This window comes from Streptomyces mangrovisoli, assembly GCF_000974985.2.
GTDB lineage: Bacteria > Actinomycetota > Actinomycetes > Streptomycetales > Streptomycetaceae > Streptomyces > Streptomyces mangrovisoli.
Genome location: NZ_LAVA02000035.1, coordinates 86,376 through 106,440, shown reverse-complemented (window position 1 = coordinate 106,440; position 20,065 = coordinate 86,376). Strand labels below are relative to the sequence as shown.

General features: G+C 73.9%; 17 protein-coding genes, 1 pseudogene and 1 riboswitch. Of the genes and pseudogenes, 10 read left to right on the top strand and 8 right to left on the bottom strand.

What is annotated here, in order from left to right; all coding sequences use genetic code 11:
• Positions 1-464 (top strand): annotated as a pseudogene (locus tag WN71_RS16825) (2-oxoacid:ferredoxin oxidoreductase subunit beta); the annotation flags it as partial.
• Between the two features lie 106 nt (positions 465-570).
• Here WN71_RS16825 and WN71_RS16820 read toward each other — a convergent pair.
• On the bottom strand, positions 571-912 hold the full coding sequence (locus WN71_RS16820) for a winged helix-turn-helix transcriptional regulator (RefSeq protein WP_046586081.1): 342 nt from the start codon (positions 910-912) through the stop codon (positions 571-573).
• A 240-nt stretch (positions 913-1,152) separates the two neighbouring features.
• On the opposite strand from WN71_RS16820, the gene WN71_RS16815 reads away from it, so the two are divergent.
• The 3 genes from WN71_RS16815 to WN71_RS16805 all read left to right on the top strand — a co-directional run bounded on the left by WN71_RS16815 (position 1,153) and on the right by WN71_RS16805 (position 3,687).
• Entirely contained in the window at positions 1,153-2,007 is an 855-nt protein-coding gene (locus tag WN71_RS16815) for an SDR family oxidoreductase (protein ID WP_046585897.1), read from the top strand.
• A gap of 131 nt (positions 2,008-2,138) precedes the next feature.
• A complete protein-coding gene (gene rarD / locus WN71_RS16810; RefSeq protein ID WP_046585899.1) occupies positions 2,139-3,161 on the top strand; it encodes an EamA family transporter RarD in 1,023 nt (340 codons plus the stop codon).
• 55 nt (positions 3,162-3,216) lie between these two features.
• Positions 3,217-3,687 carry a VOC family protein gene (locus tag WN71_RS16805; RefSeq protein WP_046585901.1) on the top strand — a complete coding sequence of 157 codons (471 nt, stop codon included), beginning with the start codon at positions 3,217-3,219 and terminating at the stop codon, positions 3,685-3,687.
• Between the two features lie 51 nt (positions 3,688-3,738).
• Here the strand turns inward: WN71_RS16805 and WN71_RS16800 are convergent, their stop codons facing one another.
• On the bottom strand, positions 3,739-5,619 hold the full coding sequence (locus WN71_RS16800) for a hypothetical protein (protein WP_046585903.1): 1,881 nt from the start codon (positions 5,617-5,619) through the stop codon (positions 3,739-3,741).
• A 261-nt stretch (positions 5,620-5,880) separates the two neighbouring features.
• On the opposite strand from WN71_RS16800, the gene WN71_RS42730 reads away from it, so the two are divergent.
• The 3 genes from WN71_RS42730 to WN71_RS16785 all read left to right on the top strand — a co-directional run bounded on the left by WN71_RS42730 (position 5,881) and on the right by WN71_RS16785 (position 8,391).
• Positions 5,881-6,450 (top strand): DUF6668 family protein, encoded by a 570-nt coding sequence (locus WN71_RS42730; RefSeq protein WP_063777709.1) that lies wholly within the window; start codon positions 5,881-5,883, stop codon positions 6,448-6,450.
• 62 nt (positions 6,451-6,512) lie between these two features.
• Positions 6,513-7,697 carry an amidase gene (locus tag WN71_RS16790; protein ID WP_240529679.1) on the top strand — a complete coding sequence of 395 codons (1,185 nt, stop codon included), beginning with the start codon at positions 6,513-6,515 and terminating at the stop codon, positions 7,695-7,697.
• Positions 7,698-7,785: 88 nt separating this feature from the next.
• Complete coding sequence (locus WN71_RS16785; protein WP_046585908.1) at positions 7,786-8,391, top strand: flavodoxin family protein; 606 nt, start codon at positions 7,786-7,788, stop codon at positions 8,389-8,391.
• A 178-nt stretch (positions 8,392-8,569) separates the two neighbouring features.
• On the opposite strand, the gene WN71_RS16780 is transcribed toward WN71_RS16785, so the two are convergent.
• The 4 genes from WN71_RS16780 to WN71_RS16765 all read right to left on the bottom strand — a co-directional run bounded on the left by WN71_RS16780 (position 8,570) and on the right by WN71_RS16765 (position 13,091).
• Positions 8,570-9,499 (bottom strand): ABC transporter permease, encoded by a 930-nt coding sequence (locus WN71_RS16780; RefSeq protein WP_079177908.1) that lies wholly within the window; start codon positions 9,497-9,499, stop codon positions 8,570-8,572.
• A complete protein-coding gene (locus WN71_RS16775; protein WP_046585913.1) occupies positions 9,486-10,457 on the bottom strand; it encodes an ABC transporter ATP-binding protein in 972 nt (323 codons plus the stop codon). Before WN71_RS16775 ends, WN71_RS16780 begins: the two co-directional genes overlap by 14 nt.
• Before the next feature lie 56 nt (positions 10,458-10,513).
• Positions 10,514-11,755, bottom strand: a complete 1,242-nt coding sequence (locus WN71_RS16770; RefSeq protein ID WP_046585915.1) for a LolA family protein — start codon at positions 11,753-11,755, stop codon at positions 10,514-10,516.
• Positions 11,756-12,080: 325 nt separating this feature from the next.
• Positions 12,081-13,091: a polyprenyl synthetase family protein gene (locus tag WN71_RS16765; RefSeq protein ID WP_046585917.1), complete on the bottom strand. Its 1,011-nt coding sequence runs from the start codon at positions 13,089-13,091 to the stop codon at positions 12,081-12,083.
• An 825-nt stretch (positions 13,092-13,916) separates the two neighbouring features.
• Positions 13,917-14,084: riboswitch (cyclic di-AMP (ydaO/yuaA leader) on the top strand.
• A 2-nt stretch (positions 14,085-14,086) separates the two neighbouring features.
• Between WN71_RS16765 and WN71_RS16760 the strand changes: the two genes are divergently transcribed.
• Positions 14,087-14,569, top strand: coding sequence for a transglycosylase SLT domain-containing protein (locus tag WN71_RS16760; protein WP_046585918.1), 483 nt, complete (start codon positions 14,087-14,089; stop codon positions 14,567-14,569).
• A gap of 89 nt (positions 14,570-14,658) precedes the next feature.
• Here WN71_RS16760 and WN71_RS16755 read toward each other — a convergent pair whose 3' ends face one another.
• Positions 14,659-15,507, bottom strand: a complete 849-nt coding sequence (locus WN71_RS16755) for a Cof-type HAD-IIB family hydrolase (protein WP_046585920.1) — start codon at positions 15,505-15,507, stop codon at positions 14,659-14,661.
• 278 nt (positions 15,508-15,785) lie between these two features.
• Positions 15,786-17,030: a carboxylate--amine ligase gene (locus tag WN71_RS16750; RefSeq protein ID WP_046585922.1), complete on the bottom strand. Its 1,245-nt coding sequence runs from the start codon at positions 17,028-17,030 to the stop codon at positions 15,786-15,788.
• Positions 17,031-17,326: 296 nt separating this feature from the next.
• On the opposite strand from WN71_RS16750, the gene fahA reads away from it, so the two are divergent.
• Together fahA and WN71_RS16740 are read left to right on the top strand one after the other, a co-directional pair.
• Positions 17,327-18,607 (top strand): fumarylacetoacetase, encoded by a 1,281-nt coding sequence (fahA, locus tag WN71_RS16745; RefSeq protein ID WP_046585925.1) that lies wholly within the window; start codon positions 17,327-17,329, stop codon positions 18,605-18,607.
• 507 nt (positions 18,608-19,114) lie between these two features.
• Positions 19,115-20,053: a M56 family metallopeptidase gene (locus WN71_RS16740; RefSeq protein ID WP_046585927.1), complete on the top strand. Its 939-nt coding sequence runs from the start codon at positions 19,115-19,117 to the stop codon at positions 20,051-20,053.
• Positions 20,054-20,065 lie beyond the last annotated feature (12 nt).

The window sequence follows — 20,065 nt, the reverse complement described above, 5'->3', positions numbered from 1 at the left end:
CCGCCGCCGCCCACCCCGGCACCGCCCTGGTGGAGATCTACCAGAACTGCAACATCTTCAACGACGGCGCCTTCGACGCCCTCAAGGACCGCCACCAGGCCGAGAACACCCTCATCCGCCTGCACCACGGCGAACCCATCCGCTTCGGCACCGACAAAAACCGCGGCGTGGTCCGCGACCATGCCACCGGCGACCTGCGCGTGGTCACCGTCACCGACGACAACGAAGCCGACCTCGTCGTCCACGACGCCCACGCCGCATCCCCGACCACCGCGTTCGCACTCTCCCGGCTCGCCGACCCCGACACCCTGCACCACACCCCCATCGGCGTCTTCCGCGCCGTCGAACGCCCCGTCTACGACACCCAGATGTCCGACCAACTGGACGCGGCCATCGAGCAGAACGGCAAGGGCGACCTGGCCACACTCCTCGCGGGCGCAGACACCTGGACGGTCGTCGGCTAGGACGTACGAGGCCCCGGGCGCGTCCCGCCCGGGGCCTTTCCCGTGAGTGCCGCCGCGCTCCCCAGGGCCCGTCGTCGCGTGGCGGACGGGAAGGGGACGACAGGCCCTAGGCCCGGCCGCGGGCGGTGTCGTAGACCTCCCGCGCCTTCTCCACGTCGGCCATGCGCTCCTTCGTCCACAGCGCGAGCCCGCGCACCTGCTCCGCCGCCTCGCGGCCGAGGTCGGTGAGGGAGTAGTCGACGCGGGGCGGGATGACCGGCTTGGCGTCGCGGTGGACCAGGCCGTCGCGCTCCAGCGTCTGGAGGGTCTGGGTGAGCATCTTCTCGCTGACCCTGCCGATCGCGCGGCGCAGCTCGCTGAAGCGGTAGGGGCGGTCGAGCAGCTCGATGAGCACGAGCACGCCCCAGCGGCTGGTGACGTGCTCCAGCACCAGCCGGTACGGGCACATCGCCTCGCGGGTGTCGTACAGCGCGCTCCCGGTGGAGGGAGCGGCGGAGCGGGCGGCGCTCTCGGCGGCGGGCTGGGGGGCACTCTCGGTGGCGGACTCGGTGGCGGACTCCGTTGCGCTTACGGCCATGGTGGTACCTTACCTCAGGACCAGTACCTTACTTCAAAGTGGGTACTTTCGTTTGGTTAGTGCAACTCCTAGGGTAAGTGTCATCGCCACCCCACAAGGAGATTCCGAATCATGAGCATCGTCGTCACCGGAGCCACCGGCCACCTGGGCCGCCACGTCGTGGAGCAGCTGCTGGAGAAGGTGCCCGCGGAGCAGATCACCGCGGTCGTACGCACCCCGGAGAAGGCCGCCGGCCTCGCCGCGCGCGGCGTGCGCGTCGCGGTCGCCGACTACAACGCGCCCGAGACCCTCGACGGGCTGTTCGCGGCCGGGGACAAGGTGCTGCTGATCTCCGGCAACGAGTTCGACAAGGGCAGGGTCGGGCAGCACACGGCCGTCCTCGAAGCCGCGAAGGCGGCCGGGGTCGCCCTGTTCGCCTACACCAGCGCGCCCGGCAGCCTCACCGCCGCGCTCGCCGACGACCACCGCGGCACCGAGGCGGCGATCCTCGCCTCCGGCGTGCCGTACTCGCTGCTGCGCAACGGCTGGTACCACGAGAACTACACCGAGAACCTGGCCCCGGTGCTGGCGCACGGCGCGGTCGTCCAGGCGGCCGGCGAGGGCCGGATCTCCTCCGCGGCCCGCGCGGACTACGCGGCCGCCGCGGTCGCCGTGCTCACCGGCGAGGGCCACGAGAACACGACGTACGAGCTCGGCGGCGACGAGGCGTGGAGCTTCGCCGAGTACGCGGCCGAGCTGAGCCGGCAGACCGGCCGGGAGATCGCCTACAACTCCGTCTCCGTCGAGGCGCTCCAGGGCATCCTGGCCGGGGCCGGACTGCCCGCGCCGCTCGCGGCGATCCTCGCGGGCGTGGACGCGTCCATCGAGCAGGGCGAGCTGGTGGTGGAGAGCGGCGACCTCTCCCGGCTGGCGGGCCGCCCGACGACCCCGCTCTCGGAGGCCGTCGCCGCGGCGCTCAAGGGCTGACACGCCCCCGCCCCCGTCTGTCATGACCGTATGGCGATACGGACATGACAGGCGGGGGCCTCCGGCGCTACCTTCATGCTGCAGACACAGGTGTGCGCACGAGGGTGTGCGGGGTGAAGGGGAGGGACCGGGTGGCCGGGAAGTCGAGGGGTGAGCGGCAGACAGGACTGCTGAACGGCTTCGCGGCGTACGGGATGTGGGGCCTCGTGCCCCTGTTCTGGCCCCTGCTGAAGCCGGCCGGGGCGGTGGAGATCCTGGCCCACCGGATGGCGTGGTCGGCCGTCTTCGTCGCGGCCGCGCTGCTCTTCGTACGGCGCTGGGCCTGGGCCGGTGAGCTGCTGCGGCAGCCGCGCAGGCTCGCCCTGGTCGCGGTCGCCGCGGCCGTGATCACCGTCAACTGGGGCGTCTACATCTGGTCCGTGAACAGCGGCCATGTCGTCGAGGCGTCGCTCGGCTACTTCATCAACCCGCTGGTCACCATAGCCATGGGCGTGCTGCTGCTGAAGGAGCGGCTGCGGCCCGTGCAGTGGCTGGCGGTCGGCGTCGGCTTCGCCGCGGTCGTCGTGCTCACCATCGGCTACGGCCGCCCGCCGTGGATCTCGCTCTGCCTCGCCTTCTCCTTCGCCACGTACGGGCTGGTGAAGAAGAAGGTCAACCTGGGCGGCATCGAATCGCTGGCCGCCGAGACCGCGATCCAGTTCGTGCCCGCGGTCGCCTACCTGATCTGGCTCACCGCGCACGGCGACTCGACCTTCACCACCGGTACGCCGGGGCACGCGGCCCTGCTCGCCTCGACCGGTGTCGTCACCGCGCTGCCGCTGGTGTGCTTCGGCGCGGCGGCGATCCGGGTGCCGCTGTCGACGCTGGGCCTGCTCCAGTACCTCGCGCCGGTCTTCCAGTTCCTGCTCGGCATCCTCTACTTCCACGAGGCGATGCCGGCGGAGCGCTGGGCGGGCTTCGCGCTGGTGTGGCTCGCGCTGACGCTGCTCACCGCGGACGCGTGGCGGACGGCGCACCGGGCGCGCGCCGCGGCCGTGCCGACGGCCGTCGCGCCGCAGCCCGCTCCGGCCGCGACCACCGCCGCCGTCGCGACCGCCCATGCGGCCGACGCCGCCGAGGCCGCCGCGAACACCGAGGCCGCCGAGGCTGTCTGAGACATCCCGGCGTTTCGCCTTCCCGCCCGTCGCCGCGGCGCATATGAGTGGTCGTATGAGCGACTCTCCCCTGCCGCGGCCCGTGCACTGGAAGCTCGTCGTGGACGCCGCCGATCCGCACACCCAGGCCGACTTCTGGGCCGCCGCGCTGCACTACGAGACCGAGGACAACAGCGCCTTCGTCGAACGGCTGCTGGCGGCGGGCGCGCTGCCCGGGGCGGCCACCGTCGAGTACCACGGCCGCCCGGCCTTCCGGGACCTGATCGCCGTACGGCACCCCGACGACCCCTACGACCAGGAGCGCGGCACCGGGCTGGGGCGGCGGGTGCTGTTCCAGCGGGTGCCGGAACCCAAGACCGGCAAGAACCGGCTCCACCTCGACCTGCACCCGGGTGAGGGGCGGCGGGACGACGAGGTGGCGCGGCTGGTGGCGCTGGGCGCGAGCGTGCTGCGGCGGGTGGACGAGCCGGCCGGGCAGTGGGTGGTCATGGCGGACCCGGAGGGCAACGAGTTCTGCGTCAGCTGACGCCCGCCCGGTCCGCCCTCCCTGGCCTCTCTCCCCCGCCGGTCGCCCCCGTCAGCCGCGACGGCCGCGGGCGCGTTCGGTGAGGCGGCCCATGCGGGCGCGGGCGGACTCCAGCTGCTCGATGTCGTCGGCGGCCGGTCCGTCCTCGGCGGTCAGCTCCGTCCACAGCCCGATCAGTTCGCGGCCGAGCGCGAGGCCCTGCTCGGGGTCGCGCACCGCGCGCCAGGCGGCCGCGGCGCTCTGGATGTTGCCGTACGCCGCCTCCCCGTCCCCGGCGCGGCGGCGCAGGCCGGCGAGGTCGAGGGAGAGCCGGAAGGAGCGGACCGGGTCACCGGCGAGGTAGGCGATGTAGGCGGTGAGCTCGCGCAGCCGCAGCACCTCGGGGTGCCCGGCGCCCAGCGCCCGCGACGCCTCGGTGACCGTGCGCGCGGCCAGTTCCGCCGCCGCGTCGATACGGCCGCCCTTGACGGCCTCGTTGATCTGCTCCAGCGGCCCGTTCAGCAGGGCGGCGCCCTCGACGGTGATGGTCGGCGGGGTGTCCCCGAGCACCGCCTCGGCGACGGCGTCGAACCCGCGGGCCGGGGTCGGCTTGGGATCCGGCTCGGGCTCACGCGCGGCGATGTCGACGGGGGGCGCCAGGGACACGCCCTTCGATCGGCGCGGCGCGTCCTCGGGCCGGGGCGGGGCGTCCGCCGCCGGGGAGGGCGTGGCGGGCACCGGGGAGGACGTTCCGGGCGCCCGGGAAGGCGAGCCGAAGGCCTGGGAGGGAGTGGCGGGCGCCCGGGAGGGCGTGGCGGTCGCCGGGGACGGTTCGGCCCGTACCGGGGACGGTTCGGGCAGGGCCGGGGACGGTTCGGCCGGAGCCGGGGACGCCGTCCGTGCGGGGGACGGTTCCGTCCGTGCGGGGGCGGGCGCGTCCATCGCCGGAGGCGGTCCGAACGCCCCGGTCGGGGCGGCGACCGTGCCGGGCGGGGGCGCGTCTGCGGGCTCCGGTACGGCGCGCAGCGGGAAGGTGGGCGCGGTCTCGTGGTGCGGTACGGCCCCGCCGAGCGGCGTGGGCTCGGGGACGGACCGCAGCGGGAACGTCGGGGTGGCGTCCCGGACGGGCTCGCCGACCTGGCGGAGGTGATGGGTGGGCTTGTCGCGCCGGGGCGCGGGGGCGGCCTCGCCCGGACCTGCCACGCCGTCGTCGCCGCTCGCGCCGCTGCCGCCGTCCACGGGCCGGCCGTTCCCGGCCGACCCCGCGTGCGGGTCACGGACCTGGCCCGGCTGCGCGCCCGGAGCACCGCTTCGAGCCTGAGCCGACGGGACCGGCCCGTCCGCCGACACGGGCGCAGCCCCCTGCTCCGGCGCGGACGGCACCGCCGCCGACGGGACCGGCCCCGCCGGACCCTGGCCGGACGAGACCTGACCGGGCGAGACCTGACCGGACGAAACCTGGCCGGCCGAGACCTGACCAGGCGAAACCTGACCGGACGAGGCCTGACCGGACTGGCCCTGGGTCGGCAGGAGCTGAGGGGGCGCCACGTGAGCGGGCGCGGGCGCGGGCGGGAGCAGCGGACCCTGCGCGGGCGCGACCGGCGTCGACGGACCCTGCGAACCCGGCGGAGCCGTGGGTACCGGGTCTGCCGTGAAGCGGCTCGCGCCGTCCGGGTCGACCTGGAGCGGGACGACGTAGCCGATGCGGTCGTCGCGGACCGTCGCGAACACCGGGCGGCCGGTGGAGAGCGCGATCCGGTGCAGATGGTCCAGGATCGTGTGCTGGATCTCCTCGCCCGGCGCCGCCGCGACCGGGACCCCGCCGACGGTGGCGACGCCCGCGCCGGGCCGCCCCACCCCCGGCTCCGCGGGCACCCGGATGTCGATCGGCGGACCGGCCGGAGCGACGGCGTGCCGGGTGTCCCGCTTCTTCTCACGGCTGAGTCGGGTCATCGGTTCCCTCACTCGGATACGTCGGGAAGTCGGCGGGCGGCGCGTGCGGGTTCCATGGTGCTCCTCCGGCCGTCGTGCAGGTGCTCCCCCGCCGTCACGATCGCATCCTCCGGGCGCAGTTGGCTCGTACGCTTACTGTTGAGTCTCTCCGCTCGCACCCCGTACTCAGGTCACCGTGGCGTCACAGGCTCGTCCCAGGAGCCCGGCACCCTGCCGTGACGAGGCGTGGAACGGTGGCGGGCGGCGCGGGAGGAGGGGGCAATGCAGACAGGTGTGCGACCGGGTCCCGAGATATGGCTGCGTGGACCGGCCGGCGGCGCGCGACCGGTTCCGCCCGGCGGAGGGCCGTCGAGCCCGCCGGTGCCGTCCCCCGGGTCCGGGCGGCCGGCCGCCGGGCCGCCGGGCGCGGTGACCCCCCGGCGGTTCTCGTGGCTGGCCACGCACGGCGGGGCGGGCGCCACCACGCTCGCGGCCGTCTACGGCGGTCAGGACTGCGGCCGGGAGTGGCCGCGCCCCGCCGACCCCTCCTCGGTGCTGCTGGTCGCCCGTACCCATGCGTCCGGGCTGGACGCCACCGTCCAGGTCCTCGAGCTGTTCCGGCGGGGCGAGACGCCGGGCGGCCTCGACCTCGACGCGGTCGTGCTGGTCGCCGACGCGCCGGGCCGTCTGCCCCGCCCACTGGACCGGCGCATCCGCCTGATCGAGTCCGTGATCGACGTGTACCGGGTGCCGTGGGTGCCCGCCTGGCGCCTCGGCGACCTCGCCGGCGGGCCGCCGCGCGAGGCGGAGGCGCTGGCGCGGCTGACGGGCGCCGCGGGGCGGATCCGCTGACCCCGCCGCCTCCCGGTGCACAGGCCGGCGGCCCGTGGTCCGCGCGGCGGACGGCCGCCGCCGTGCGCGCCGGTGAGCTGCGCGCCGTCGACGTCGTGGCCGCCGCGCTGGACCGGATCGAGCGGGCCGAGCCCGTGCTGTGCGCGTTCGCCGAGGTGTGGGGCGAGGCGGCGCTGCGCCGGGCCGGGGAGGTGGACGCGCGGATCGCGGACGGCGAGCGGCCGCCGCTGGCCGGGGTGCCGATCGGGGTGAAGGGGCGGCACGGTCTGCGGTCGGCGGGGGCGCTGCTCGCGGCCGGCTGCGTCCCGGTCGGCGCGACCTCCGTGCCCGGACCCGGCACCCCGTGGCAGACCTGGGGGCTCGGCGCGGGCGGCCGTACGGTCAACCCGTGGCGGGCCGACCGGACGCCGGGCGGTTCCTCGGCGGGCTCCGCGGCGGCGGTCGCCGCGGGTCTGGTCCCGTTGGCGACCGGCAGCGACGGCGCCGGTTCGGTGCGGATCCCCGCCGCGTGGTGCGGGGTGCTCGGCCTGAAGACCACGAACGGGCTCCTGCCCGCGCGGGACCGGACGGGGCTGGCCGCCGCGGGGTTCGTGGCCCGGTACGCGGCGGACGCCGAGCTGTGCCTGCGGGCGCTCGGCGCCGGACGGCCGGGCGCTCGTGGCCCTTCGGCCGCGGCGCCGCCCGTACCCGCCGTCTGGTCGGCCGACCTCGGTTTCGCGGACTGCGACGCCGGGACGGTCGCGGTCGCCCGGGACGCGGTACGGCGGCTCGTGGACGCCGGTGTCGTACGGCTGGTGCATCCCGCCGCGCCGCTCCGGCTGCGCGACCCGGCCCCCGCGTGGTGCGCCCTCCGCTCCCCCGCCGCCGGGGCGCCCGACCGTGCCGCGCTGCGCGTCCGCGCCGTGAACGACCGCGTCCTGGCCGCCCTGTTCGGCCGCGCCGCGCTCCTGCTCACCCCCGCGACCCCGCGGCAGCCGCACGGCCACGACGGACCAGGGGAGCGCTACTCCACGGCGCTGACCTGGGCGTTCAACCTGAGCGGCCATCCGGCGCTCAGCCTGCCGGCCGGGTTCGGCGCGGACGGCTGCCCGGTCGGGCTCCAGGTGGTGGCCGCGCATGGACAGGAGGCGCTGCTGCTGCGGACGGCCCGCGCCGGCGAGGAGCGGGCGGGACTGGGGGCGGGGGTGTGGACGGGGCTGAGAGCCGGCCCGGGGGCGGGGGTTCCGGGTGACGCCCTGGACAGATAATTGCGTACGCATATAATGCAAGCGCATGTTATTGTCGTGCGCCTACTACGTTGGCCACGTCGATCACGCCGACTCCCTGGGGGAACCGATGACCCGCCGTTTCCTGTTCGTGCTGGGCAGCAGCCGCGCCGAGGGCAACACCGAGCTGCTGGCCCGCCGGGCGGCCGAGCAGCTGCCCGCGGACGTCGAGCAGCAGTGGATCAGCCTGGCCGAGCATCCGCTGCCCGACTTCGTGGACCTGCGCCGCGACTCCGACCACGTGCGCCCGCCCGCCGGCGGCGCGGTCGGGCTGCTGCTGGACGCCACGCTCGCCGCGACCGACATCGTGATCGCCTCGCCGGTGTACTGGTACTCGGTGTCCGGGCTCACCAAGCGCTACCTGGACCACTGGTCGGGCTGGCTGCGCACCGACGGCCTCGACTTCAAGGCCGCCATGGCCGGGCGGACGCTGTGGGGCGTCAGCGCGCTCGCCGACGACGAGCCCAGCGTCGCCGACCCGCTGGTGGGCACGCTCAACAACTCGGCGGCGTATCTGAAGATGCGCTTCGGCGGGGTGCTGACGGGCAACGGGAGCCGGCGGGGGGACGTGCTGAGCGACGCGGGGGCGCTGGCGCGGGCCAAGACGTTCTTCGCGCGCGAGGCGCCACCGGCCCGCTTCCCCCACGAGCGGCCTGCGGCCGAGCGCTCGGCATAGTCACCCCGCGCGGCCCCGTCGTGGCTTGTCGCGCAGTTCCCCGCGCCCCTGACGGGGCTGGCGCCCGCGCTCCCCAGGGGCGCGGGGAACTGCGCGAGCAACCCCCACCGGCCCGCGGCCGCGTCTCGGCACCGTGCCGCGCGCACAGGCGCGTCGTCGTCCGGCCCCGGCGGAGCCGCTACGTGGTGATGTCCTTCGATGTGAAGCGGGCCCAGGCCGCCGAGCCGAAGACCGCCGCGTACAGGGCCTGGAGCTCCAGGTTCTTCAGGAGGTCGGGCCAGTACACGGGGTCGCGCATCAGGTCCGCGAAGGACAGCCAGTAGTGGGAGAAGAAGTACGGGCGGATCGCGTGCAGCTGCGGGATCTGGTCGAGGATCTGGACCGTGATCAGCAGACCCACCGTCGTGGCCATCGCCGCGATGCCACTGCCGGTCAGCGTGGAGACGAACAGGCCGAGCGCCGCCAGCCCGATCAGTGACGCGGCCACCACGAGGGCGATCAGCAGAGCCCGGCCCAGGCCGTCGCCGAAGCTGATCCGGGTGCCGGAGATGGTCGTCAGGTCGCCGACCGGGAACAGCAGCGCCCCGACGGCCAGCGCGGTGACCGCGACGACGAGCGTGGCCACCAGGCAGAAGGCCATCGTGGTCGCGTACTTGACGCACAGCAGCCGCGTGCGGCCCGCCGGGGCGACCAGCAGATAGCGCAGTGTGCCCGCGTCCGCCTCCCCGGCCAGCGCGTCGCCCGCGACCACCCCCACCGTCATCGGCAGGAAGAACGGCAGCGTCGCGGCGAGCGCCGTGAACACCAGGAACAGCCCGTTGTTGGTCACCTGCGCGATGAAGGCGGGCCCCGCCCCGGCGTCGCCGCCGGCCGAGCCGCCGCCCCGGGTCTCGATCTTCACCGCGATGCCCACCAGGACCGGCACGGCGGCCAGCACGCCGAGCAGCGCGAGGGTCCGCCAGCGCCGGAAGGTGGTCAGCAGCTCGTTGCGCAGCAGGCCGAGGGTCCACAGGGGGCTCGGCGCGCGCACGGTCACGGCGTGCGCCGCAGCGCCCTCCGCCATGGCCGCCCCCGGTGCCCCCGGCGCGTCCGCCTCAGCCCGCGACATCGAACCCCTCCCCCGTCAGCGCCACGAACGCGTCCTCCAGGGACGCCCGTTCCACCCCGAAGCCGCGCACACGGACCCCCGCCGCGACCAACGCCGCGTTCAGCTCGGCCGGTTCACCGTCCGGCGGCTCGCCGGTGACCCGGTCGCCGGCCACCACCACGTCGGCGACGCCGTGTTCCTTCAGGACGCGGGCCGCGTCCGCCGTGTCCGGGGTGGTGACGGCGAGCCGTCCCCGGGTGGCCGCCGCCAGTTCGGCGACCGTGCCCTGGGTGACCAGCCGGCCCCGGGCCATCACGGCGGCGTGGGTGCAGACCTGCTCGATCTCGTCGAGGAGGTGGGAGGAGAGGAAGACGGTCGTGCCGTCGGAGGCCAGCTCCCGCACCAGGGAGCGGATCTCCCGCATCCCCTGCGGGTCGAGGCCGTTGGTCGGCTCGTCCAGGACCAGCAGCCGGCGCGGCCGGAGCAGCGCGGCGGCGAGGCCGAGCCGCTGTTTCATGCCCAGGGAGTACGCCTTCGCCCGCTTGCCCGCCGCGGCAGTCAGGCCCACCCGGTCCAGGGCGGCGGCGACGCGCGCGGCCCGGGTGCGCGGGTCGGCGGTCGGGTCGGCGGCGTCGTAGCGCAGGAGGTTGTCCCGGCCGTTCAGGAAGCCGTACAGGGCCGGGCCCTCGATGAGCGCGCCGACCTGCGGGAGGACGGTGGGAGCGGAGCGGGGCATGGGACGGCCGAGGACCCGGGCGGTGCCGGAGGTGGGTTCGATCAGGCCCATCAGCATGCGGATGGTGGTGGTCTTGCCGGAGCCGTTCGGGCCGAGGAAGCCGAAGACGCTGCCCGCCGGAACGGTCAGGTCGAGACCGTCCACGGCGAGCTGTCCGCCGCGGTACCGCTTGGTCAGCCCGCGGGTGCGGATGACACCGCCGTCCACACCGTCCCCACCGTCCGCGGCGGGCGGTTCGTGCATCGGCTCCCCCGTTTCGTCATGCCCGTACGGCGCCAGCCCGGGTACCCCGTGGGTGGCTACCGATGCGTCTCGGCGGCCTTGACGAGGGCGTCCTTCGTGACGGCGCCGACGTAGATCTTGCCGTCGTCGGTGACCAGCGCGTTGACCAGGCGGGTCGAGAAGACCGTGCCCTTGCCGAACGTCCCCGACACCTGGTCGCCGTAGGAGCCGATCAGACCGCCGAGGTCGCCGCCGGTGTCGCCGCCCGACGTGAGGGCGCCGCCGCTGCCGGAGTCGAAGGTGGCCACGGAGTTCCAGCCCTTGCCCAGCACGGTCAGCCCGTCGAGCCCCTCGGCCAGGTCGCCGGAGCCCGGGGCGCCGTCGGTGCCCTTCGTCCCCTTGCCGTCCTTGCCGTCCTTGTCGCTCTTGCCGGACCCGGACGCGCTGTCGTCGCCCTCGGTGACCTTCGCGCCCTTGGGCGGGGTGAAGGAGAACGTGGAGGCGGCCGGCTCGGCGTAGGAGATCTTCACGAAGCCCGCGTCGACGACGGCCGCGCCGCCGCTCGCCGGGGTCAGCGTGAACTTCAGCGGCTGGCCCGTCTTCGCGTCCACCGCGACGCTGATCGCGCCGACCGTGGTGCCGGACTGCTTGGGCTTGATCACCAGTTTGTACGCGTCCCGGCCCGCGACCCGCTCGGTGCCGTCGACGGTGACGGAGGTGGTGTCGTCGACCGACTTCAGGGCCTCGTCCGTGAGGTCCTTCGGGGTCGCGGGCACCTCGTCCTTCGCGCCGCCGGAACCGTCGGCCGCCGTCGAGTGGTACACCTCGTCGGACTTGCTGTCGTAGGCCCAGACGTCCTTGCCGTGGTGGATGACGCTGTACTCGGCGGCGTTCTCCAGCAGCGACACCTTCTGCTTGTCGGGCCCGTCGGCGGCCACGCGCAGGGTGTGCGTGCCGGAGGCCAGTTCGGTCAGCCTGGACGAGGGGTCGGCGGACGCGCCGCCGCCGGAGGCCGCGCCCGAGGTGAGGGAGTCCGCCAGGCCGCCGAGGTCCGGCAGGCCGAGGTCGGTGCTGATCCTGACGGTGCCGGACAGCTGCTGCACGTCCGACGCCGCGATCTTGTCGATGAGCTGCTGGGCGGTGATCTTCGGCAGGTCGGGGTCGCCGGAGTCGGCGAGCGCGGGGACCAGTCCGATGGTCGCCGCGGCCACCCCCACCACCGCGACCGGGACGACGTACCGGGCGGCCTTGCGGCGGCCGGCGCGCAGGTCGTCGGTCTCCTCGGCGTCCCTGCTGTCGTCGGATGCGTACGGTGCCATGTGTGCCCTACCTCCGTCGTCGGCGGCGGCTTCCGGCCATGTGGACCTGTCCACGCTGAGCCGCCATTCTCACCCGAATCGGTGAGGAGTGGTGATTTCCGTGATGTCCATCTGACCAAATACGCCGTGAAGAAGCGTCAGACCGCGGAATCAACTCCGCGTACGCCTGCGGTATGACACCCCGTAAGGGTTCCCCGGCCCCGGTGGGGGCTGAACGCGCAGTTCCCCGCGCCCCTCAGGGGCGCGGGGAACTGCGCGAAGAACCACGACGCGCCCGCAGGGAGCCGGTACCCGCGAGGTGAGGCCCCCCGCAGGGAGCCCGCGGTCAGCCGGCCCGGTGCACGACCGCGTCGCACAACTCCAGCAGCGCGGCCTTCGCGTAGCACTCGCGCAGCGGCGCCAGCGCCGACCGGGCGTCCTCCGCGTAGCGCACGGTGTCGCGGCGGGCCTGCTCCAGCGCGGGGTGGGCGCGCAGCGCGGTGAGGGCCTCTTCGAGGCGGGCGTCGTCGCCGAGGTCGGAGTCGAGCAGCTCGCACAGGGCGACGTCCTCCGCGAGGCCGAGCCGCGCGGCGCGCTCGCGCAGCCGCAGCACGGGCAGCGTGGGGATGCCCTCCCGCAGGTCCGTGCCGGGGGTCTTGCCGGACTCGTGCGAGTCGGAGGCGATGTCGAGCACGTCGTCGGCGAGCTGGAACGCCACGCCGAGCCGCTCGCCGTACTGGGTGAGGACGTCGACGATCGTCTCGTCGGCGCCGGACATCATCGCGCCGAACCGGCACGAGACCGCCACCAGCGAGCCGGTCTTGCCGGCCAGCACGTCGAGGTAGTGCTCCACCGGGTCGCGGCCGTCGGCCGGCCCCGCCGTCTCCAGGATCTGGCCGGTGACCAGGCGCTCGAACGCCTCGGCCTGCACCCGCACCGCCTCCGGGCCGAGGTCGGCCAGGATGTGCGAGGCGCGGGCGAACAGGAAGTCGCCGGTCAGCACGGCGACGGCGTTGCCCCAGCGGGTGTTCGCGCTGGCCACGCCGCGGCGCACCGCGGCCTCGTCCATGACGTCGTCGTGATAGAGCGTGGCCAGGTGGGTCAGCTCGACGACCACGGCGGACGGCACGACACCCGGCGCGTAGGGGTCGCCGAACTGCGCCGCCAGCATCACGAGCAGCGGACGGAACCGCTTCCCGCCCGCGCGCACCAGGTGCTGGGCGGCCTCCGTGATGAAGGGGACCTCACTCTTGGTGGCCTCGAGCAAGCCCGCTTCGACAGCCGTCAATCCGGCCTGGACATCGGCTTCCAGAGCCTGGTCCCGCACGCTCAGCCCGAACGGCCCGACGACGGTCACGGGGGATCTCCTGTCTGCTGGTGTCTGCTGGCGATTACACGGTTTGTCGATAGGTCGTTGCCATCACTCAAGTCAGCGTATCCGGTCAGCTTTCGATCACCGAGAGCGCCCACCGTTACAGGACAGGCGCTATTGGATCACGACCGCTATGTTTTTGATCAGCTGATAAGGATGGATATTCATCGACTTAACGGCATGTAGCCCTCCGCATCCGGAATGGAACCACCGGGGAGGCGGCGCGGGACCGACACGGGACCGACGCCGGACCGACGCCGGACCGACGCCGGACCGACTCGACCCCGGCGCGACCCCGGCGCGATACCGGGACGAAACCGGCGCGAGACCGACGCGAGACCGGCCGGGGCCGACATGGGGCCGACACGGGACCGACCCGCATCCGGCGCCGACTCCGGCCGGCAGGGAGAGCGGACCGAGGCGGGGCTCACCGGTCGAGCATCCCGCCCACGGATCGGCCATCTCCAGGAGGCGCGCCCTCCGTCAGCCCTCCGAGCGCCCACGCGGGGTCAGTTGACTACGACTTGGGTCTAATGCCCGATTCGCCGGTCTTGCTCCCACCCGTGAGTTGACTCACCCGCGGCCCCCGGCGCACCCCGACACCCCCCGGCCCCCCTCCGGCCGATCCCCCGTGCGACACAAGCCAGTTGATGCTTTCCAGACGCAAAGGATCAAGCACACCATATCGGCGTGATCATGGTCAACCAGCGCGATACGTGATCCACCGGCTTGTTCCGGACATGTGCTCTCGCATACGTTCCTGACCCGTCGAGCGGACGCCTAATCCTGCCGCCGCCTCGACACCCACTCAACGAACAAACACCCAGCGGCAGGAGCGGGGGACCCAGGTAAGTCGCCGGGCCCGGACACCACGTCCGGACCGGCTTGGGGTGAAGTCGTGCCGCATCCGTGCGGGACGGCCGGGCAGCTTCGGCCCGAACCCGACAGCTCACCTCGTAGGCGACGGAGAGGAACGCTTCATGTCTGCTCAGGGTCAGCTCGGTCGTACCCGCACCCGTCTCTTCCGCACGATCACCGTCGCCGGCGCCGGCGCCGCGGTGCTCGCGCTCCCGCTGATCGGTGCCACCACCGCATCCGCGGCCACCACCACGTCGACGTCGTCCAGCACCGTCGCCGGCTACTCCAACAACCTGGACGGCTGGATCCGCGAGTCCCTCGCGATCATGGCCGAGAAGGGCATTCCGGGCACGTACAACGGCATCTACCGCAACGTGATCCGCGAGTCCTCCGGCAACCCGAACGCCATCAACAACTGGGACTCCAACGCGGCCAAGGGCACCCCGTCCAAGGGCCTGCTCCAGGTCATCGACCCGACCTTCCAGGCGTACCACGTGGCCGGCACCTCGTTCGACATCTACGACCCGGTCGCCAACATCACCGCCGCGTGCAACTACGCGTACCACGTGTACGGCTCGATCGACAACGTGAACGGCGCGTACTGACAGACGCCTCCGCCGCAGGCGGTCCGGTCCCTCGAGTGCGGCGGCGCTCGGGACCGGACGCCGTACGGCGGCAGCTCTCCCGCCAGGCTCTAGGCCGCGGACCGGATCCGGTCCGCGGCCAGCAGTCGTTCCAGGACCACCGCGATGCCGTCGTCCTCGTTCGACAGGGTGACCTCGTCGGCCACCGCCTTCAGCTCGGGGTGGGCGTTGGCCATCGCCACGCCGTACGCCGCCCAGTCGAACATCGGGATGTCGTTGGGCATGTCGCCGAACGCGAGGGTCCCGGCCGGGCTCAGCCCGAGATGCTCGGCGGCGAGCGCGAGGCCGGTGGCCTTGGTGATCCCGCATGGCTGAAGTTCGACGGTGCCGGGTCCCGACATGGTGACGGTGGCCAGGGAGCCGACGACTCCGCGCGCGGTCGCGGCCAACTCGTCGTCGGACAGCGTGCAGTGGCGCAGCAGCACCTTGCTGATCGGCTCGCACCACAGGTCGTCCCGCCGCTCCACCCGCACCGCGGGCAGGGTCGGGTGGGGCATGAGATACCCCGGCTCGATGAGCGTCAGCCCGTCGACGCCGTCCTGGTCCACGGCCGCGTAGACCTGGCCCACCTCGGCCTCGATCTTGCCGAGGGCGGTTTCGGCCAGCTCCCGGTCCAGGGTGACCGACCAGAGCAGGCGGTCCGCGGCGGCGTCGTAGAGCTGCGCGCCCTGCCCGCAGACCGCGAGCCCGGTGCCGCCGAGGTCGTCCAGGAGCGGCCGCACTCTCGGCGCCGGGCGCCCTGTCACCACCAGATGCCGGGCCCCCGCCCGCCCCGCGCGCGCGAGCGCGTCGAGCGAGCGGTCGGACAGGGTGTCGTCGCCGCGCAGCAGCGTCCCGTCCAGATCGGTGGCGATGAGGGAGTAGCTGGTTCGAGCGGCATATGCGGTGGGTGCGGCCATGATCAGAGAATACGGATACCCCGGCCCTCGCGACTCGACCGGAACCGGACTACCCAGACGTCCCTCAACTCCCTTCCCGCGCGGGCCCGGTGGGGCTGTTCGCGCAGTTCCCCGCGCCCCTTGAAGGGGCGCCTGCGCAACCGTGCCCCGACAGCGGCGCGGGGAACTGCGCGACCGGCCACGACGAGACCCGCGGCCGAACGCGCCGCCGACGCCCGGGCCGCAGGACCTACCGCCCCGGGGCCCGCCCGACCCGCTCTCCGCCGAGAGGCAGCTGCCTACTTCGTCGACGTGCTGCTGCCCCGGCGGTTGGTCCGCCAGAGTTGGTACAGGTGCTTCGCCCCAGGCCGCACGAACCGCGCCAGCATCGTGACGAACGGACGCAGGTCGTCACCCGCGAGCCAGGCCAGCTCGGTGCCGCTCGGCCGGGCCGGGGCGTGCGGCGTGGTGTAGCCGCTGCGCCGGTAGGCGAGCAGGGCGGGCAGGTCGATGTTCTCCACGATGTAGCGGTGCCCGGCCCGCTGTTCCCCCTCCGGCACGCTCCGGCCGGTGAGGTCGAGGTGCATGGCGCGGACGACGTCCACCCCCGACTCGTTCTCGAAGAGCCGGAACTGGGCGCCCATGCGGGGGTTGAAGTCGAGCAGCTTGTACTGCCCGTCGCGCCGGTCGAAGCGCAGGTCCAGGTCGACGATCCCGGTGAAGCCGATCTCCTTGATGAAACGCGCGGCGAGATCGGCGAGTTCCGGGTTGTCGACGACGTACGCGTTGGCCGTCATCCCCGCGTGCGGCGGCCACGAGCGCACCTTGACGCCCGTGAACATCGCGAGCGGCGTCGAGTCCTGGTCGAAGTACGCGTGCACGATCCAGTCCTCGGCCTCCTCCCGCGGCAGGTACTCCTGGAGGATCACCCCCGGCTGCTCGCCCCAGTCGCGGGCGAGCGTGAGCAGGCCCTCGCGCGTGGCGATCTTCGTGGTCCCGTTCACCGCGGGCGTCTTGCGCCGGACGAACGCCTCCCTGTTCTTCGCCACCAGCGGGAAGCGGGCCTTCTCGGCGAAGGCCACGATGTCGTCGTACGACTGCGGGAAGGCGGCCGCCGGACTCGGTATGCCGTGCTCCACGCAGAGTTCGTGCAGGCCCTGCTTGCTGGCCAGGCGGCGCGGCAGCGACGGCTCGACGCGCGGGAAGAGGAAGTGGTCGGCGAGCGGCTCCTGATGCTCGGCGATCAGGACGGCCGCCTCCTCGTCGGTCGGCACGAGGACGGTGGGCCGGCCGATCCGCCGGCCGATCCGCACCAACCCCTCGACCAGGCGCTCCGGTTCCTCGGTGCCCGTCGTCGGCCAGACGATCGGGCGCTCCAGATACCGGGACGCGGCGGCCGGCGTCCAGCGGTCCTCGGTGATCGCGTACATGGGCACGCCGAGGCGGCCCAGACTTCTGATCGCTCCCACTCCTCCGTGATGTAACGGATAGTCGCCGAACTTGACGATCAGACCTGGCACGTCGCGATCCGCGTCGAACGGCACGCCGACGGCATTCCTGGCCACGGGTCCCCCCACGTGTCCCCCCTACGGAGCGGACCCACCCCGTCCGCGTCCCCCAAAGGACGCTAAGCCGGAATTGCCCCCTCCGACAAGACCAATTCGGACATTGCAAACTCTTTAGACACTGCCCAAGACACTGACCTCGGCCGTAACGTGTGGCGCGACCACACGGATCGATCACAGGTATCGAGCGCATCCGAGCGATCACGACGGAACGACCACAAAGGAACGTACGGCACCCGCGTGCCCGGCGTGTACGAAAGCGAGGCAGAAACCCCATGCCCCCCTTCGAGGTCCCCGAGGGCGACCCCTTCGGCCCGCACAACCTTCCCTACGGCGTCTTCTCCCTCCCCTCCGGCGGTGCGGGCGCCCCCGGCGACGACGGCTCCGACAGCGACGGCTCCGGCTCCGGCTCCGGCGGGAGTGAGCGCAGGATCGGCGTCCGGCTCGGCGACCACGTCCTCGACGCCGGCGCGGCCGCCCGCGCCCTCGGCTCCCCCTACGCCGCCCTGCTCGCGCAGCCGACGCTCAACCCGCTGCTGGCCGCGGGCCGCACCGCGTGGTCCGACGTGCGCCGGGCGCTGACCGCGTGGGTGACCGTGCCGAGCCACCGCGAGACGATCGAGCCGCTGTTCCACCCGCTGTCCGCGGTCACCCTGCACCTGCCCTTCGAGGTCGCGGACTACGTCGACTTCTACGCCTCGGAGAACCACGCGCGGAACGTCGGCAAGATCTTCCGCCCCGACGCCGCCGACTCGCTGACCCCCAACTGGAAGCATCTGCCGATCGGTTACCACGGCCGCTCCGGCACCGTCGTGGTCTCCGGCACGGACGTCGTACGGCCCTCGGGGCAGCGCAAGGGCCCCGCAGACCCCGCGCCGGTCTTCGGCCCGTCGGTCCGCCTCGACATCGAGGCCGAGGTCGGCTTCGTCGTCGGCGTGCCCTCCGCGCTCGGCACGCCCGTCGCGCTCGCCGACTTCCGCGAGCACGTCTTCGGCCTGTGCCTGCTCAACGACTGGTCCGCGCGGGACATCCAGGCCTGGGAGTACGTCCCCCTCGGCCCGTTCCTCGGCAAGTCCTTCGCCACCTCGGTGTCGGCGTGGATCACCCCGCTGGAGGCCCTGGACGCGGCCCGGGTGGCCCCGCCGGAGCGCACCCACCCGCTGCTGCCGTACCTGGACGACGCCACGGGCGCCGACGGTCCGGGCGGCTACGACCTGCGGATCTCCGTCGCCGTCAACGGCCACGTCGTCTCCGAGCCGCCCTTCTCCACCATGTACTGGACCGCGGCCCAGCAGCTCGCCCAGATGACCGTCAACGGCGCCTCCCTGCGCACCGGCGACCTCTACGGCTCCGGCACCGTCAGCGGCGCCGAGCCCGGTCAGCGCGGGTCCCTGCTGGAACTCACCTGGAACGGCCAGGAGCCGCTGGAACTCCCCGACGGCAAGCGGGCGTTCCTGGAGGACGGCGACGTGGTCACCCTCTCCGCCTGGGCCCCGGGACCGGACGGCACCCGGGTGGGCCTCGGGGACGTCACGGGCCGCGTGGTGACGGGCTGAGCCCTGCCCGATCCCGGCCGGCTCCCTGCCGATCCGATCCCTGTCGATCCCTGCTCGGCTCGGCGGGAGCCGGGCCGCACGGCTGGGCGCTTCCGGCGCCCGGCGCGCCCCGCCGCGCGCCGGGACGCGGGAACCCGCGACCGGTCGCGACCGGTCCCGTCGGCCACCGCCGCGCGCCGGTGAGCGGGATCGCGCGACGGGGCGCTCCCGGGACCCACGCGCCTCTCCACGCGCCTCTCCACGCCCCTCGCCGCACGCCTCCCCGCACGCCTCGCCAACGCGCCGAGCGCGGAACAGCACGACGGGCCGCCTCCCCTCCCCCTCTCCTGCTCGCCCGGTCCGGAGTGACGGAACCGGTCGGTTCCAGATCCTGACGCCCGCCCCCGCCCGCCGTCATACTGGCGGCGGGCGGCGCGCGTTGGTCCGTGGGATCCGGTCGCGCCCGGCGCCCCTCGCAGTCGTATCCGCGTCCGCACCCCGATCCGACCAGGAACCGGAGCCATCGGCATGACCGTCTGCCTGCTCCTGCTGAGCGTCGTCGCCTTCACCGCGGCGGTACCGGCTCCGCGCGCGCTGACCCGGGCCGCCTGGACCGAGCGGGAGCCCGTGGTCGCGCTGTGGGTGTGGCAGTGCCTGGTGGCCGCCGTCCTGCTGTGCTGCCTCGCGGCGCTCGTCCTCGGCGCGGCGGCCGTCTTCCACACCGTGCGCGACCAGGTGTTCGCCCCGGCGCCGCCCGCCGTCGCCGCCGCGTACGACCTGTCCGCCGCCCCGCCCTGGGCGGCCGCGCTGACCCTGCTGCTGGCCTGCGGGGCCGGCTGGACGACCGCGATGCTCGCGCGCGAGCTGGTCGAGGCGCGGCGGCGGCGCGGCGTGACGCGGGCGCACCTGCGCGAGCGCGCCCCCGACCTGCCCGCCGGGCTCCCGGCCGCGCGGGGGCCCGTGCTGGTCCTGGAGGACGAGTACCCCGACGCCTGGTGGATGCCGGGCCACCCGTCCCAGCTGGTCGTCACCACCGGCGCCCTGCACCGCCTGACCGACCACCAGCTGGACGCCGTCCTCACCCATGAGCGCGACCACGCCCGCGCCCACCACGACTGGCTGCTCCACCTCTCCGGCGCCCTGGCCACCGGCTTCCCGCGGGTGCCGCTGTTCGCCCACTTCCGCGACCAGACGCACCGGCTGGTCGAGCTGGCCGCCGACGACGCGGCCTCCCGCCGCTGCGGGCACCTCACCACCGCGCTGGCCCTCATCGAGCTGAACCAGCACCGCGGCGTCCTGTCCTGCGCCTCCAGCCAGCGGCTGCTCGGCGAACGCGTCGACCGCCTGCTCCAGCCGCCGCCCCGGCTGGGCCGCCGGGACCGCGCCCTGACCACCACGGTGGCCGCGCTGGTCCCCCTGATCCCCCTCCTGATCACCTTCGCGCCGGGGCTGACGGCGCTCAGCTGAGGACCAGGGCGC

Coding starts and splice junctions, on each gene's coding strand:
- WN71_RS16800 (WP_046585903.1), bottom strand. CDS start 5,619: ATGACCCGACTCAGCCGTGAGAAGAAGCGGGACACCCGGCACGCCGTC.
- WN71_RS16785 (WP_046585908.1), top strand. CDS start 7,786: ATGACCCGCCGTTTCCTGTTCGTGCTGGGCAGCAGCCGCGCCGAGGGC.
- WN71_RS16770 (WP_046585915.1), bottom strand. CDS start 11,755: ATGGCACCGTACGCATCCGACGACAGCAGGGACGCCGAGGAGACCGAC.
- WN71_RS16775 (WP_046585913.1), bottom strand. CDS start 10,457: ATGCACGAACCGCCCGCCGCGGACGGTGGGGACGGTGTGGACGGCGGT.
- WN71_RS16820 (WP_046586081.1), bottom strand. CDS start 912: ATGTGCCCGTACCGGCTGGTGCTGGAGCACGTCACCAGCCGCTGGGGC.
- fahA (WP_046585925.1), top strand. CDS start 17,327: ATGCCCCCCTTCGAGGTCCCCGAGGGCGACCCCTTCGGCCCGCACAAC.
- WN71_RS42730 (WP_063777709.1), top strand. CDS start 5,881: ATGCAGACAGGTGTGCGACCGGGTCCCGAGATATGGCTGCGTGGACCG.
- WN71_RS16760 (WP_046585918.1), top strand. CDS start 14,087: ATGTCTGCTCAGGGTCAGCTCGGTCGTACCCGCACCCGTCTCTTCCGC.
- WN71_RS16780 (WP_079177908.1), bottom strand. CDS start 9,499: ATGTCGCGGGCTGAGGCGGACGCGCCGGGGGCACCGGGGGCGGCCATG.
- WN71_RS16815 (WP_046585897.1), top strand. CDS start 1,153: ATGAGCATCGTCGTCACCGGAGCCACCGGCCACCTGGGCCGCCACGTC.
- WN71_RS16740 (WP_046585927.1), top strand. CDS start 19,115: ATGACCGTCTGCCTGCTCCTGCTGAGCGTCGTCGCCTTCACCGCGGCG.
- WN71_RS16755 (WP_046585920.1), bottom strand. CDS start 15,507: ATGGCCGCACCCACCGCATATGCCGCTCGAACCAGCTACTCCCTCATC.
- WN71_RS16805 (WP_046585901.1), top strand. CDS start 3,217: ATGAGCGACTCTCCCCTGCCGCGGCCCGTGCACTGGAAGCTCGTCGTG.